Here is a 14,395-nt window from a genome sequence, read left to right as displayed (position 1 = left end):
TCCGCCGTCTCCGGCCGCGTCTGCGCTTGACCAAATCCAACTAATAAGCAATTTTTGGGCCAACTGGAGCATTTTGCAGTCAGGTGGAGCCACCTGACGTCGCACAAATGCGGCAAGAACAAAAAGCTAGGGCGGTGGCGCGAACGCATGTGAGCGCATCCCGCTCTAAAAAAGGGCCCGTCCATGCAGGCGCGGCCCTGGAGACGGGAGTTTCGCGTCAGCATGGCCTTGTCCGCCAGCCTTCATTTGCGACAGTCGCAGTCGCTGGTCATGACGCCGCAACTGATGCAGTCGATCCAGCTGCTTCAGATGACGCATCTCGAGCTGACGCAATTCATCGCGCAGGAAGTCGAGAAGAACCCGCTCCTGGAATTCCAGGCCGGCGACGAGATCGAGCGCATCGGCCGCGACGAGGCGGCGGCAGCCCCGGCGGACACTGGCGCAGACGCCGATGAGCCGGCCGGGCGGGGCGACCTCTATGACAGCGCCACATCGCACCCCGGCGAGCGGCTCAGCGAAGAGCTCGACGCCGACTTCGCCAATGTTTTCCAGGACGACACCGCGCCTCAGCGAGCCGATGCTCCGGAACTCCTCGGCCAGTGGAAGTCGATGCCGGGGGGCGGCGACGGCGACAGCGGCGACGGCTACGATCTCGACGATTTCGTCGCCTGCCGCAAGACCCTCCGGGAGGCGCTGATCGAGCAGCTTCCCTTCGCGCTCGGCGCCCCCTCCGACCGGCTGATCGCCCAGCATCTGATCGACCAGCTCGACGATGCCGGCTATCTGCATGCCAATCTCGCCGAGACGGCGGAGCGGCTCGGCGCGGCGAACGAGGACGTGGCGCGCGTGCTCCTCGTCCTCCAGCAGTTCGATCCGCCGGGCGTCTTCGCGCGCACGCTCGGGGAATGCCTCGCCATCCAGCTGCGCGCCCGCGATCGCCTCGATCCGGCGATGGAGGCGCTCGTCGCCAATCTCGAACTGCTCGCACGGCGCGACTTCGCCAGCCTCAAGAAGATCTGCGGCGTCGACGAGGAGGATCTCGTCGACATGCTTGCCGAGATCCGCAAGCTTGATCCGAAGCCGGGCACCAGTTTCGAAACCGGCGTCTCCGAGTCGATCATTCCCGATGTCGTCGTGCGCGCCGGACCCGATGGCGGCTGGCTCGTCGAGCTCAATCCCGACGCGCTGCCCCGGGTTCTCGTCAATCACGACTATTTCGCCGAGATATCGCGCGGCAGCCAGAAGAACAGCGGCGACCAGGCCTTCCTCAACGAGTGCCTGCAGAATGCCAACTGGCTGACGCGCAGCCTCGACCAGCGCGCCCGCACGATCCTCAAGGTGGCGAGCGAGATCGTCCGGCAGCAGGACGCCTTCCTCCTTCACGGCGTCGACCATCTGCGCCCGCTGAACCTCAGGATCATCGCCGACGCGATAAAGATGCATGAATCGACGGTGAGCCGCGTCACCTCCAACAAGTACATGCTGACCCCGCGCGGCCTCTTCGAGCTGAAATACTTCTTCACCGTCTCGATCGGCTCGGCGGAAAACGGCGACGCCCATTCGGCCGAGTCCGTCCGTCATCGCATCCGCACGATGATCAACCAGGAAAGCGCCGACGCCGTGCTCTCGGACGACGACATCGTCGACATCCTCAAGCAGGCCGGCGTCGACATCGCCCGGCGGACCGTCGCCAAGTATCGCGAGGCGATGAACATCCCCTCCTCCGTCCAGCGCCGGCGCGAGAAGCGCGCGCTCGCCAAGGCCGCGGGCGTCTGATCGGCCGCAATCCTGCCGAGATCGGCGCTCCGATCGCCGTCCTCACCGGCCGCCTCTCGGGTCGAGAACGGGCCCGAATTGCGGGCTCCCGTGGAACCGGCGGCCGCGGCAAACGTTTATTTTCACGGCCTCTGATTGACTCTTCGCGATGCAGCAGATATGAGGCCGCCGCAATTTACGAGGGCGGCGCCTGCGACTTTGCTGAAAAGCTTGGATGACGGCAGCGCTTGGAATAGACTGGATACGCAAGTCACGAACGAGAGAGGAAACTCCATGAGTGTGCGTGTATCCGGAAAGCATATGGAAATCGGCGAAGCGTTCCGCTCGCGCATCGACGAGCAAATGCGCCAGACCGTAGCCAAATATTTCGACGGAGGATATTCGAGCCAGGTCACTGTGGAAAAGTCGGGGTCGCGCTTCAGCGCCGACTGCAAGCTTCATCTCGATACGGGCGTAGTCTTGCAGGCAAATGGGCAGGCGAACGATCCACAGGCGGCTTTCGATGGGGCCGCGGACCGAATCGACAAGCGGCTCCGGCGTTACAAGCGCAAGCTCAAGGACCATCACAACGGCAATGGCCAGAATTCGACAGAGGTGGCCTACCGGGTGATGGACTCGGTGCCCTACGAGGACGAGGAAGTCCCCGAGGATTACGCACCGACGATCGTCGCCGAAACCACGAAACAATTGAGGACGATGTCCGTCGCCAATGCCGTCATGGCCTTGGACATGACGGACGAGCCGGTGCTGATGTTCCGCAGCCCCGGCAAGGACGACCTGAATATCGTATATCGACGGAACGACGGAAATATTGGCTGGATCGACGCCGCCAATATCAAGGCATGAGTCGGACGGGGGAAGGCCGAAAACGCCCGGCCTTCCCCGCTGTTCCGACCGGCGGGCAGATGGAAAAGGATGACTTTTCTGTGCATTCGACCCGCCGGGACAAAGATGGGTAGAGCCATCAAGGCGGTTTTGTGGTGAGATTGTCGGGCTCTGACCGGCGAACGAGGATAAGAGAATGGCATTGGCAGGCTTGCTGCATCAAAATGCGATCATCCCGGCCATGAGGGCCAACTCGAAAAAGCAACTCCTTCAGGAACTGGCAGCCAAGGCAGCGAAACTCACCGATCTTCCGGAGCGGGAGATTTTCGACGTCATCCTGCAACGGGAGCGCCTCGGCTCGACCGGTGTGGGCAACGGCATCGCCATCCCGCACGGCAAGCTCAGCCGACTTCCCTCGATCGTCGGCATCTTCGCCCGGCTCGAAACGCCGGTCGACTTCGAAGCCCTCGACGATCAGCCGGTCGATCTCGTTTTCCTGCTGCTCGCACCGGAAGGCGCCGGCGCCGACCATCTGAAGGCGCTGTCGCGCATCGCGCGCGTGCTGCGCGACCATGACATGGTGACACGCATCAGGGCGAGCGATTCGGCAAGCGCGATCTACACGCTTCTCAGCGACGACACGACCTCGCACGCCGCCTGAAGCCCGCTGCCTCCAACCAATCACACGACGCGCTTCGAAAGCGCCTGAGAGCATTTTGCAGTCGGGCGGAAACGTCTGACGTCGCACAAATGCGGCAGTCCGATCTCGGCCGCGGCAGTCCGACCGGATTCCACCTCAATTACAAACAGCAAGCGCCGCGCATTCAAAAAAATGCGCGGCGCCTCGAGCACGCATCGATGCCGGCGTCAGGCGGCCGGCGACTCGTTTTCCGCAGCAGCAACCTTCGGGCCGCCCTTGGCGACGCCGACCATGGCCGGGCGCAGCACCCGCTCTCCGATCGTGTAGCCGGCCTGGACGACCTGCACGACGGTGTTGTTCGGAACCTCGCTATTCGGCACCTCGAACATCGCCTGGTGGAAGTTCGGGTCGAACTTCTGGCCGGTCGGCTCCAGCTTCTTCACGCCATGGCGCTCGAGCGCCGCAAGCATCGAGCGTTCGGTCATTTCGACGCCCTCGATCAGCGCCTTCAGGCCGGCGTCGCCCGACTCCCTCGCACCGGCCGGAATGGCCTCGAGCGCGCGGCGCAGGTTATCGGAAACCGCCAGCATGTCGCGCGCAAAACCCGCGACGGAATAGGCCTTGGCATCCTTGACGTCGCGCTCGGTGCGCCGGCGCAGGTTGTCCATCTCTGCGGCAAGGCGAAGATATTTGTCGCGCAGCTCGGCGTTCTCCGCCTTGGCGAGCTCAAGCGGATCCGGCACGGCGGAAGCATCCGCTTCCGGCTTTTCCGTCGCTTCCGGCGCAGCAGCCTTGGCGTTCTCTTCCGGCGCCGCGGCCTCAGGTCCGTTCTTGTTCGTTTCGTCGGTCATGACGTTCTCCGAATGTTTTCTCTTTGGTGTGTTCGGCATCATCAAACCAGCGGAAGTCGCTCTGCTTGAACGTTCTGTTGCCAGGATTTGAAGCCGATATCGAGGTTTGAGCCCGAAAAATCAAGGGTCCATCGGTTCATCATTATGCCAAACCGCTGCACGCTACCGGGCGACGATGCTTTCGCGTCCCGCTCGATCTGTTTGTTTGCCGCATTTGTACGACGCCAAATGATGCCACCCGACTGCAAAATGCTTCAGTTTGTTTGCCGCATTTGTGCGACGTCAGGTGATGCCACCTGACTGCAAAATGCTTCAGCGCGACAGCCGTGACATCAGCTGGGCGGTGTAATCGACCATCGGCACGATGCGGGAATAGTTGAGCCGCGTCGGGCCGATGACGCCGACCGCGCCGACGATGCGATCGTCGCCGTCGCGGTAGGGCGCGACGATCAGCGACGAGCCGGAAAGCGAGAACAGCTTGTTTTCCGACCCGATGAAGATGCGCACGCCCGGGCCGCTCTCGGCGAGATCGAGGAGTTCGATCAGGCTGTCCTTCTTCTCGAGATCGTCGAACAGCATCCGCAGGCGTTCGATGTCCTCGGTTCCCTCGAGTCCTTCCAGCAGGTTGGCGCGGCCGCGGACGATCAGCCGCGCCGGCTTGCCGTCGCCTTCGCTGCCCGACCAGATCGCAAGCCCGCGCTCGACGAGATCCTGCGACAGCGCATCGAGCTCGCCGCGCACGGTATCCTTGACTTTCGTCAGTTGCGCGCGCCCCTCGGCGATCGTCTGCCCGGCGAGATGGGCATTGACGAAATTGGCCGCTTCGGTCAGTTGCGCGCTGGTGGTGCCGGCCGGCAGCTCGATGATGCGGTTCTCCACCTGGTCATGCTCGCCGACGAGGACCGCCAGCGCCTTGGTCGGCGCCAGGCGGATGAACTCGACATGCTTGAGGACCGGATCGCTCTTCGTGGTGATGACGAGCCCGGCGCCGCGGGACATGCCGGAGAGCATCTGGCTCGCCTCGGCAAGCACGCTTTCGACCGGCTGATCCCGATCTCCGCGGCGTACCTGCCTTTCGATCGAGGCGCGCTCGTCGGCGGAGAGATTGCCCACCTGCATGAAGGCGTCGACGAAGAAGCGCAGGCCCGTCTGCGTCGGCAGCCGTCCGGCACTGACATGGGGCGAATAGATGAGGCCGAGATCCTCGAGATCGCTCATCACATTGCGCACCGAGGCGGGCGACAGCGACATCGGCAGCAGCCGCGAGAGATTGCGCGAGCCGAGCGGCTCGCCGCTTTCCAGATAGGTCTCCACGATGCGGCGGAAGATCTCGCGGGAGCGCTCGTCCAGCGTCGCTGCAATTCCCATCATCGCAGGGTTGCGCAGTACCATGTCACTCCATGCGAACAGTCATTCGTATCCTGCGGAAATATAGTGATCAGCGCGGGCAATGGCAAAAGGGAAAAATCGCCGCCCTCCTCCGGTATCAACCGGTTCCCTTTGTCCGCGCCATGATTTAGAAGCTCTCAGCAGATAGGATAGGAGTTGAGAATGCGGCCGTCCGGCAGAAAAACCGACCAAATGCGCAAGGTGTCCTTCGAGCGCAATTTCTCCAAGCATGCGGAGGGATCCTGCCTGGTGCGCTTCGGCGACACGCATGTGCTCTGCACGGCGAGCCTCGAAGAGAAGGTTCCCGCATGGCTGCGCAACGGCGGCAAGGGCTGGATCACCGCCGAATACGGCATGCTGCCGCGGGCGACCGGCGAGCGCATGCGGCGCGAGGCGTCCGCCGGCAAGCAGAGCGGCCGCACGCAGGAGATCCAGCGGCTGATCGGTCGGTCGCTCAGGGCCGTCGTCGACCTGCCCGCCCTCGGCGAACGCCAGATCTCGATCGATTGCGACGTCATCCAGGCGGACGGCGGCACCCGCACCGCCTCGATCACCGGCGCCTGGATCGCGCTCCACGACTGTCTGAAGTGGATGGAGGCGCGCAACATGGTCAAGGTCGAGAAGGTGCTGAAGGACCATGTCGCCGCCATCTCCTGCGGCATCTTCGCCAACCAGGCGGTGATCGATCTCGATTATCTCGAAGACTCGGCCGCCGAAACCGACGCCAACTTCGTCATGACGGGCAGCGGCGGGCTGGTGGAGATCCAGGGAACGGCGGAAGGCAAGCCCTTCACCGAGGAAGAATTCGCGGCGCTGATGCAGCTTGCCAAGAACGGCATCGCCGAACTCGTCGAACTGCAGAAGCAGGCGGTCGCCGGGTAGCGGCAGGCCGCTCGACCCCAACGGAGGACGGACGTGGCCCCGTCGTTTGAAGGCATTCTGGAAACCGCCCTCTACGCGGACGATCTCGACCGTGCCGAAGCCTTCTACGGCACGGTCCTCGGTCTCGAGCGGATCACGCGCGCCGGCAACCGCCATGTCTTCTTCCGCTGCGGCGACGGCGTGCTCCTGGTCTTCAACCCGGCGGAAACGGTGAAGCCGCCGCCGGCGGGCGCGCTTCCCGTACCGGCGCATGGGACGAAGGGCAGCGGGCACATGTGCTTCCGGCTCGCGGCTGAAGCGCTCGATGCCTGCAAGGCGAAGCTGGAGGCAGCCGGAGTGGCGATCGAGGCGGACATCCGCTGGCCGAACGGCGCCCGCTCCTTCTATTTCCGCGACCCGGCCGGAAACAGCCTGGAATGCGCGGAGCCGGGGCTCTGGACCAAAGACTGAAGCCACGGCTTGAAACTTGAACGGAACAAGACTGGATGCGCAAACTGCTCGACAAGACGCTGGTGGTGGCAAGCCACAATGCCGGCAAGATCCGCGAGATCCGCGATTTGATCGGACCGCTCGGCTTCGCGGCGAAATCGGCCGCCGATCTCAATTTCGTCGAGCCCGAGGAGACCGGCACGACCTTCGAGGAAAACGCGACGATCAAGGCGCTCGCCTCGGCGAAAGCCGCCGGCCTGCCGGCGCTTTCGGACGATTCCGGCCTCGTGGTCGACGCGCTGGGCGGCGCCCCCGGCGTCTACACCGCCAACTGGGCCGAGCGCGAAGACGGCAGCCGCGACTTCGCCATGGCGATGGAGAAGGTCGAGAAGGCCCTCAAGGAAAAAGGCGCGACAACGCCGGACAGCCGCACCGCGCGCTTCGTTTCCGTGCTCTGCCTCGCCTGGCCGGACGGGCATGTGGAGCTCTTTCGCGGCGAGGTCGAGGGCAAGGTCGTGTGGCCGCCGCGCGGAACAAGCGGCTTCGGCTATGATCCCGTGTTCCAGCCCGAGGGCTACGACATCACATTCGGCGAAATGAGCGCGGAAGAGAAGCACGGCTGGAAGCCGGGCGAGGCAAAGGCGCTTTCGCACCGCGCCCGCGCCTTCAAGCTGTTCGCCGAGACCTGCCTCGGCGCCTGAGACTCATGACGATGCAAACGGCCCCGCTTTCGGCGATCGGTGACGGCATGGACCCCGGCTTCGGGGTCTATGTGCACTGGCCGTTCTGCGCGGCCAAGTGCCCCTATTGCGACTTCAACAGCCATGTCCGCCACCAGCCGGTGGACCAGCCGCGCTTCGTCGCCGCGTTTCTCGAAGAGATGACCGCGGTGCGCGCACTCTCCGGCCCAAGAACCGTAACCAGCATCTTCATGGGCGGCGGCACCCCCTCGCTGATGGATCCGGAGACCGTGGCGGCGATCCTCGACGGCATCGCCAGGCATTGGCATGTGCCGGACGGCATCGAGATCACCATGGAGGCGAACCCGTCGAGCGTCGAGGCGACGCGCTTCCGCGGCTATCGAGCGGCCGGCGTCAACCGCGTCTCGCTCGGCGTCCAGGCGCTGAACGATCGCGACCTCAAATTCCTCGGCCGCCTGCACAATGTCGAGGATGCCCTGAAGGCGGTCAGGCTCGCGCGCGAGATCTTTCCGCGCATGTCCTTCGACCTGATCTATGCCCGGCCGAACCAGACGGTCGGGGAGTGGGAACGCGAATTGAAGGAGGCCGTCTCCTATGCGGTCGACCATCTGTCGCTCTACCAGCTCACCATCGAGGAGGGCACGCCGTTCTACGGGCTGCACAAGGCGGGCAAGCTCATCGTGCCGGACGGCGAACAGTCGGCAGTGCTCTATGAGGCGACGCAGGAGATCACCGCCGCGATCGGCATGCCGGCCTACGAGGTCTCCAACCATGCCCGGCCGGGGGCGGAAAGCCGGCACAACCTCACCTATTGGCGCTATGGCGACTATGCGGGCATCGGCCCCGGCGCGCACGGACGGCTGACCGTCGGTGCCGGCAAGATCGCGACCGCGACCGAGCGCAACCCGGAAGCGTGGCTCCGCCTCGTCGAGGAGCGTGGCGACGGCATTGCCGAACGGGAAGCGCTCGACCTCGAGGCACAGGCGGACGAACTGCTGCTGATGGGGCTCAGGCTGCGCGAAGGGGTGGACCTTGCCCGCTGGCAGAGCCTCTCGGGCCGCGACCCGGACCCGGAGCGGGAAGAATTCCTGATCGAGCACGGCTTCATCGAGCGGATCGGCAATTCGCGGCTGCGCTGCACGCCGGCCGGCATGCTGATCCTCGACGCCGTGGTCGCCGACCTCGCCTGCTGACACCGTCGCTTGCCGGGCCGCTCAATCGTGCGTCTCGCCGGAGAGCGGCGTTGCGCGCATCGAAGGGCGCTCTTCGAATGCATCGAACCACCGGGTCAGCTTCGGCCGGTCGCGAAAGGACGGCAGGCCCCGGAACGCCATCCAGGAAAGCGCCGTCGCCAGGGCAATATGGCCGACATGGAGCGGTGCTTCGAAGTCCTGTCCGGCATCCAGCCAGTCATAGGTGGCCGCGATCTTGTCGGCATAGCCGTCGCGAAGCGCTTCATTGCGCAGCGCTTCCGGGCGCCGCACCGTTTCCCAGCGCAGCGCAATCCCTATCTCGGCGAGGCCTTGCGCGGCAGCTTGCAACGTCAATGCCTGCCAGCGCGCCTCTCCGCCTTCCGGAATGAGCTTCCTGCCGTCGTGGATCGTGTCGAGATAGGCGCAGATCACATCGGAATCGAAGATCGGCGGCCGTCCCGAACGGAGCAGCACGGGCACCTTGCCGAGCGGATTCTCGGCGTAAACCCGGTCGTTGCGCAAGGTCGGACTCGTCTCCTGGTGGATGACCTCCAGCCGGTCCGCTATCCCGGCCTCGTGGGCAAAGACGAGCGCCTTTCGGGCAAAGGGTGAGTGGGTCTGATAGTAGAGGATCATATCAACCTCGCGGAGCCGCAATCGACACGCCGCGAAGATAGGCAATCAGCCGCGAGAAGTGCGCTCTGTTTCGCCGGCCGCCGCGCAAGTTTGTTTCACGCGCGGCGGCAGAGGATGCGGGGAGAAGGTGCCGGCAGGCGGAAGGGACGGCTCACGCTTCCTTCTTCACCGGCGCGACGATCGCCCAGGTGATGCCGAAGGGGTCGCGCAGCTGGCCGTAATAGTCGCCCCAGAAGGCGATCTCGAGCGGCATCGTCACCTCGGCACCCGCCTCGACCGCCCGCTTCCACCAGAAATCGGCGTCGTCGACGACGAGATGCAGGACGAAGCCTTCCGGCGGCTTCCAGGGATAGCCGAATTCCGGGAAGGGATCGCTGAGCATCAGCGCGCCGCCGTTGATCGTCAGGTGGCAGTGCATGAGGCGCTGGCCGTCCTCGGCGTATTTGCGGGTCACCTCGCTGGCGCCGAAGGCGCGACCGTAGAACTCGGCCGTGGCATTCGCATCCTCGACGTTGAGATAGGCGATGACGCCGGCCATCGGCGGATGCGAGGGCGCGTTCCAGTCGGCCTTCGACGCCGGATCGAGATCGATCGCCGCCTTGAAGCTGCCGTCCATGTAGAAGGGCACGGACTCGTGCTGGTGGGCGATCTTCCATCCGCCGTCCGTACGCTTCAGGCCCAGTGTCTGGCGGTACCACAAGGCGACTTTCGCACCGTCCTGCTTTTCGCCGGAGAGATGCGCCAGCGCCGTCGCGAAGCCGACATCACCGCTCGACGTTATTTCGAGGTCCTGAAGTCGGTAGCCGAGCGGACCTTTCCAGGTCGAAAACCATTGCCTCAGGCCCTCGGCATCGGCGTCCGAAGCCTTGAGCGGTGGCGCCAGCGAATAGACGAGGCAATCCTGCGTGCCGTATGAGAGGACGCGGCTCGCATCCTTCTGCCGCATCGCCTCCGCCCAGCCGTCGATCGCCGCCCGGATCTCCGCGGCGTTTGCGCTTTCGGTGGTGGACATGATGATCCTCCTCTCAGAGTTTTGCGACGAGTGCCGCAAGCTGATCGGCGCATTGGCCCCAGCCCTCATGGAATCCCATCTTCTCATGCGCTTGTCGGTCCTCGACGCTCCAGTGCAGGGCGCGGGCCGTGTAGCGGGTCCTGCCGCCCTCGTCCTCGAAGGTCATGATCGCGGTCATGAACGGTTTCTCCGACGGCTTCCAGGCCTCGCTATAGGCATCGGTGACGACGATCTTCTCGTTCGGTACGACCTCCAGATAGACGCCCTGATTGGGATAGAGCTCGCCTTCCGGCGAGCGCATGACGAAGCGATTGGTGCCGCCCGGCCTGACATCGAGCTCGGCTTCCGTGATCGTCCACGGCAGGGGCGCGAACCATTGCTTCAGGAGCTCCGGGTCGGTGAAGGCGCGATAGACCTTTTCGCGCGGGGCATCGATCAGGCGGGTCAGAACCAGTTCGCGTTCGCCGGCGGGCCTGGTCTCGGTCGCTGCAGTCATTTTCAATTCCTCCATGTTGGTGTCGATCCAAGGACGAAGGAGGAGGCCGGCGCCCGACAGCCCCGCGAATTTTCTATCGCTTTTCTTCCTGCGCGGGCGCCGCCGCCTCGGCTTCGAGGTGATCGAGCTGCAAGCGGATATAGGCCGCCTCCGCCGCATTGGTCGCCAGGGCGATCGCCCGGTCGAAGGCGATCCGCGCCTCGCGTGCCCGGCCCATCTGCTTGAGCAGCCCGCCGCGCAGGCCGTGGTAGTAGAAATAGCCCGAGAGCCTGTCGCCGAGCGGCTCGACCATCGCCAGCGCAGCTTCCGGCCCTTCGCGCTTCGAGACGGCGACAGCGCGGTTGAGCGTGATGACCGGTGACGGCTGCAGGCGCTCGAGCGCCTGGTAGAGGAGGTCGATCTCCGTCCAGTCCGTCTCTTCCGGGCGTCCGGCGCGCGCATGGAGCGCGGCGATCGCTGCCTGGATCTGGTAGGGGCCCGGGCGGCGATGGCGCATCGCCTTGTCGATCATCGCCAGCGCCTCGTTGATCATCGGCCGGTTCCACAATCGCCGGTCCTGATCCTCGAGCAGGACGATGGCGCCCCTCGCGTCGAAGCGGGCGCGGGCGCGCGAATGCTGCAGGAGCAGGAGCGCCGTCAGCCCCATGATTTCCGGTTCGGCCGGAAACAGCCTGAGGAGCAGCCGGGCGAGCCGGATCGCCTCGTCGCAAAGATCGGCGGATACGCCGTCCGGGCCGTTCATCGCCGAATAGCCTTCGTTGAAGACGAGATAGATCATCGTCGCGACGGCCGCGAGGCGTTCGGCGCGGTCGCCGGCGTCCGGCGTCTCGAAGGGAATGCCGGCCGCCGCCACGCGCGCCTTGGCGCGGGTGATGCGCTGCTCCATCGCCGCTTCGCTCACCAGGAAGGCGCGGGCGATCTGGCTGACCGACAGGCCGGAGACGATCCGCAGCGCCAGCGCGATCTGCTGGGTCGCCGGCAGCACCGGGTTGCTGCACACGAAGAGCAGCCGCAGGATGTCGTCGCGGTAATGGGAGCCGTCGAGCCGGTCGGCGAGTTCGCTTTCGCGGTCTTCGAGATCGGAAAGCAGCTCTTCCGGCGGCAGCGCCGTCTCGCGCGCTTGCCGCCGGACCCTGTCGATGCCGCTGTTGCGGCCGACGAAAATCAGCCAGGCGGCCGGGTCGCGCGGCGGACCGTTCTTCGGCCAGGTCTTCAGTGCCCGGATGCAAGCCTCCTGGAAGGCTTCCTCCGCCAGATCGAGATTGCGGAAGTAGCGCAGCAGCGCCCCCATCGCCTGCGGGCGCGCCGAAACCAGGGCGAGGTCGATCCAGGCCGTGTCGGTCATGGGGCAAGCTCACCGGGTTTATAGAGAGCAAGCGGGCGAACCTCGTAGGAGCCGGCGCTCGGATTGGCGGTGCTCAAGTCGCGGGCGAAGTCGAGGGCCTCGTCGAGCGATCCGCAATCGATCAGGTAGAAGCCGAGCAGTTGCTCCTTGGTTTCGGCGAAGGGCCCGTCGATGACGATCGTCTCGCCGACCCTGTGGCGCAGCGTCGTGGCGGCGGTCGTCGGCAACAGCCGCGCGACCGGCCCCAGCTTGCCGGCCTCCACATACTTGCGCTGGACGGCGGTAAGGTCACGCATGACGCGCTCGTCCTCCTCCTTGCTCCAGGCACTGGTGACGCTTTCATCATTGTAGCAAAGCACCGCGTAAAGCATTGAGACTTCTCCCGCTCTGATCTGAAGACGATTGAAGCAAGTGATAGCCGACAAGCGCGGCGAAAAAAACGCTCGGGTGCATCGCGTGTGAAATTCGCCGAAGCGGCGGCAATGTGATGCGCCGCCGTCGCGCACGGCACGCACACGCATGGCGCAACGAAGAGGCCCGGCGGAGCCGGGCCTCTTGTAAGTCACTGCTTACCTGTTGTTGCCTTATTCGTTGATCAGCCGCTTCAGCAGCTCGATCTCGTGGCTGAGCTTGGTGTCGGCGGCGATCAATTCCTCGATCTTGCGCACGGCGTGCAGCACGGTGGTGTGGTCGCGCCCGCCGAAGCGGCGGCCGATCTCCGGGAAGGAGCGCGGCGTCAGCGTCTTCGACAGATACATGGCGATCTGGCGCGGCTTGACGATGACGCGCGTGCGGCGGTTCGAGACCAGTTCCTGGCGCGAGACGTTGTAGTGCTTGGCGACGACGCGCTGGATGTCCTCGATGCGCACGCGGCGCGGCTCGCCGGCATTGACCAGATGGCCGAGCAGTTCGTCGACCCGCTCGATCGAAAGCTGCGGCTCGAAGGAACGGCGGAAGAGAAGCTGGTTGAATGCCCCCTCCAGCTCTCGGCCGCTTGCCGTCACGTTGCGGGCGACGTGGCACAGGATCTCCTGCGGAATCTCCAGCGATCCGTCGTCCTGGCGGGCGGCCTCGAGCCGGCGCTTCAGCATCTCGAGGCGCATGTCGTAGTCGGGCCCTTCCATCTCGATCGCCACACCGCCCTGAAGCCGCGAGCGGACGCGGCTGTCGAGCGACTCGAGCTCCCACGGGGCCCGGTCGGCCGCGACGACGACCTGCCTCGCGGAGTCGAGCAGCATGTTCAGGAGATGGCAGAACTCGTGCTGGATCGACTTGCCCTGCAGGAACTGCATGTCGTCGATGATGAGCAGGTCGATGTTGCGCAGCGACTCCTTGAGCGACAGCGCGTCATTGTCGCGGATCGCCGTTGCGAAGCGCCACATGAAATATTCGGCCGTCAAATAGACGACGCGCGGCGCCCGGGCGGACTGGAGCGCGGCAAGGGCGATCGCCTGCAAAAGATGCGTCTTGCCGAGGCCGACGCTCGAATGGATGAACAGCGGATTGAAGCGCACGGCGCCGGCACCGGCCTCGGCGATCGTGCGGGCGGCGGCGAGCGCCACCCGGTTCGACGAGCCCTCGACGAAACTGTCGAAGGTGTAGCGCTGGTCGAGCGGCGAGCCGAAAAGCGGCGCCTGCGCGGGCTTTGCCGCCGCGGCCGCGACCGTTGCGGCGACGGCGCTCGCCACCGGCTGGGGCGATTGCGGGCGGCGGGGCGCTGCGGCGGGCGCCGGCTCGGCTGCCGCGGGAACCGCCTCTTCGTGGACTGCCGGACGGTGGCCGCGCGTCGCGGTGCGCACGAGGATCTCCACCTTCAGGATCTCGCCGTCCTCCTGCTGGAACAGCGTGGTGATCAGATCGAGATAGCGGTTGTTGATCCAGGACTTCAGAAACGTCGTCGGCACCGAGAGGCGCACGACGCTCTTCGACACAGAATGGAGCTTGAGGCGTCCAAACCAGCTTGCGAAGACATCCGGACCGACCTGGGCTTTCAAACGCGCACTTACCCGCTCAAAAAGTGCGTCATGCCGCATGTCGTGTTTTTCCCCCGCCGCCTGAGACTGATTGCTTCCGGCCTGAAAACCTTCAGGTGCCGTCGCCAAATTCATCTGCATGTTGCCGCCTTCCAATATCATTCTCCGATGCCGTCATCGCTGCCGGCCTCATCTCTTATGCCCGCCTGCCACGGCCGCCTCGAAGCCATGCCGCGCCCAACGAACG

Annotated in this window: 15 protein-coding genes; 7 read left to right on the top strand and 8 right to left on the bottom strand. The window is 65.0% G+C overall.

What is annotated here, in order from left to right; genetic code table 11:
• Positions 1 to 222: 222 nt before the first annotated feature.
• From rpoN to ptsN, 3 genes are all read left to right on the top strand, one after another.
• Entirely contained in the window at positions 223 to 1,776 is a 1,554-nt protein-coding gene (rpoN, locus tag ATB98_RS10555) for an RNA polymerase factor sigma-54 (protein WP_066873111.1), read from the top strand.
• Between the two features lie 273 nt (positions 1,777 to 2,049).
• On the top strand, positions 2,050 to 2,622 hold the full coding sequence (gene hpf, locus ATB98_RS10550; RefSeq protein WP_066873109.1) for a ribosome hibernation-promoting factor, HPF/YfiA family: 573 nt from the start codon (positions 2,050 to 2,052) through the stop codon (positions 2,620 to 2,622).
• Between the two features lie 175 nt (positions 2,623 to 2,797).
• The gene (gene ptsN / locus ATB98_RS10545) at positions 2,798 to 3,262 is read left to right on the top strand and encodes a PTS IIA-like nitrogen regulatory protein PtsN (RefSeq protein ID WP_066873106.1); all 465 of its coding nucleotides are present in this window, start codon (positions 2,798 to 2,800) and stop codon (positions 3,260 to 3,262) included.
• A gap of 206 nt (positions 3,263 to 3,468) precedes the next feature.
• On the opposite strand, the gene grpE is transcribed toward ptsN, so the two are convergent.
• Positions 3,469 to 4,092 (bottom strand): nucleotide exchange factor GrpE, encoded by a 624-nt coding sequence (grpE, locus tag ATB98_RS10540; protein WP_066873103.1) that lies wholly within the window; start codon positions 4,090 to 4,092, stop codon positions 3,469 to 3,471.
• Between the two features lie 312 nt (positions 4,093 to 4,404).
• On the bottom strand, positions 4,405 to 5,484 hold the full coding sequence (hrcA, locus tag ATB98_RS10535; protein ID WP_066873100.1) for a heat-inducible transcriptional repressor HrcA: 1,080 nt from the start codon (positions 5,482 to 5,484) through the stop codon (positions 4,405 to 4,407).
• 159 nt (positions 5,485 to 5,643) lie between these two features.
• On the opposite strand from hrcA, the gene rph reads away from it, so the two are divergent.
• From rph to hemW, 4 genes are read left to right on the top strand one after another with little or no spacing between them, the layout of a single operon-like run.
• A complete protein-coding gene (gene rph / locus ATB98_RS10530) occupies positions 5,644 to 6,363 on the top strand; it encodes a ribonuclease PH (protein ID WP_066873098.1) in 720 nt (239 codons plus the stop codon).
• 33 nt (positions 6,364 to 6,396) lie between these two features.
• Positions 6,397 to 6,813 carry a VOC family protein gene (locus ATB98_RS10525; RefSeq protein WP_066873096.1) on the top strand — a complete coding sequence of 139 codons (417 nt, stop codon included), beginning with the start codon at positions 6,397 to 6,399 and terminating at the stop codon, positions 6,811 to 6,813.
• A 35-nt stretch (positions 6,814 to 6,848) separates the two neighbouring features.
• Complete coding sequence (gene rdgB / locus ATB98_RS10520; protein WP_066873088.1) at positions 6,849 to 7,493, top strand: RdgB/HAM1 family non-canonical purine NTP pyrophosphatase; 645 nt, start codon at positions 6,849 to 6,851, stop codon at positions 7,491 to 7,493.
• A gap of 11 nt (positions 7,494 to 7,504) precedes the next feature.
• Positions 7,505 to 8,686 (top strand): radical SAM family heme chaperone HemW, encoded by a 1,182-nt coding sequence (gene hemW, locus ATB98_RS10515; RefSeq protein WP_066873193.1) that lies wholly within the window; start codon positions 7,505 to 7,507, stop codon positions 8,684 to 8,686.
• Between the two features lie 21 nt (positions 8,687 to 8,707).
• Here hemW and ATB98_RS10510 read toward each other — a convergent pair whose 3' ends face one another.
• The 6 genes from ATB98_RS10510 to dnaA form a co-directional block, all read right to left on the bottom strand.
• Positions 8,708 to 9,322 (bottom strand): glutathione S-transferase family protein, encoded by a 615-nt coding sequence (locus ATB98_RS10510; protein ID WP_066873086.1) that lies wholly within the window; start codon positions 9,320 to 9,322, stop codon positions 8,708 to 8,710.
• Between the two features lie 151 nt (positions 9,323 to 9,473).
• On the bottom strand, positions 9,474 to 10,334 hold the full coding sequence (locus ATB98_RS10505) for a nuclear transport factor 2 family protein (RefSeq protein ID WP_066873083.1): 861 nt from the start codon (positions 10,332 to 10,334) through the stop codon (positions 9,474 to 9,476).
• Between the two features lie 13 nt (positions 10,335 to 10,347).
• Complete coding sequence (locus ATB98_RS10500) at positions 10,348 to 10,830, bottom strand: SRPBCC family protein (protein ID WP_066873080.1); 483 nt, start codon at positions 10,828 to 10,830, stop codon at positions 10,348 to 10,350.
• Between the two features lie 73 nt (positions 10,831 to 10,903).
• The gene (locus tag ATB98_RS10495; RefSeq protein WP_066873077.1) at positions 10,904 to 12,175 is read right to left on the bottom strand and encodes an RNA polymerase sigma factor; all 1,272 of its coding nucleotides are present in this window, start codon (positions 12,173 to 12,175) and stop codon (positions 10,904 to 10,906) included.
• Complete coding sequence (locus tag ATB98_RS10490) at positions 12,172 to 12,546, bottom strand: YciI family protein (protein WP_066873075.1); 375 nt, start codon at positions 12,544 to 12,546, stop codon at positions 12,172 to 12,174. Before ATB98_RS10490 ends, ATB98_RS10495 begins: the two co-directional genes overlap by 4 nt.
• 213 nt (positions 12,547 to 12,759) lie before the next feature.
• Entirely contained in the window at positions 12,760 to 14,208 is a 1,449-nt protein-coding gene (gene dnaA, locus ATB98_RS10485; protein ID WP_066873190.1) for a chromosomal replication initiator protein DnaA, read from the bottom strand.
• Positions 14,209 to 14,395: the final 187 nt, after the last annotated feature.

It is taken from the genome of Sinorhizobium saheli (assembly GCF_001651875.1).
Classification (GTDB): Bacteria; Pseudomonadota; Alphaproteobacteria; order Rhizobiales; family Rhizobiaceae; genus Sinorhizobium; species Sinorhizobium saheli.
This window is presented reverse-complemented; position numbering and strand designations above follow the sequence as displayed.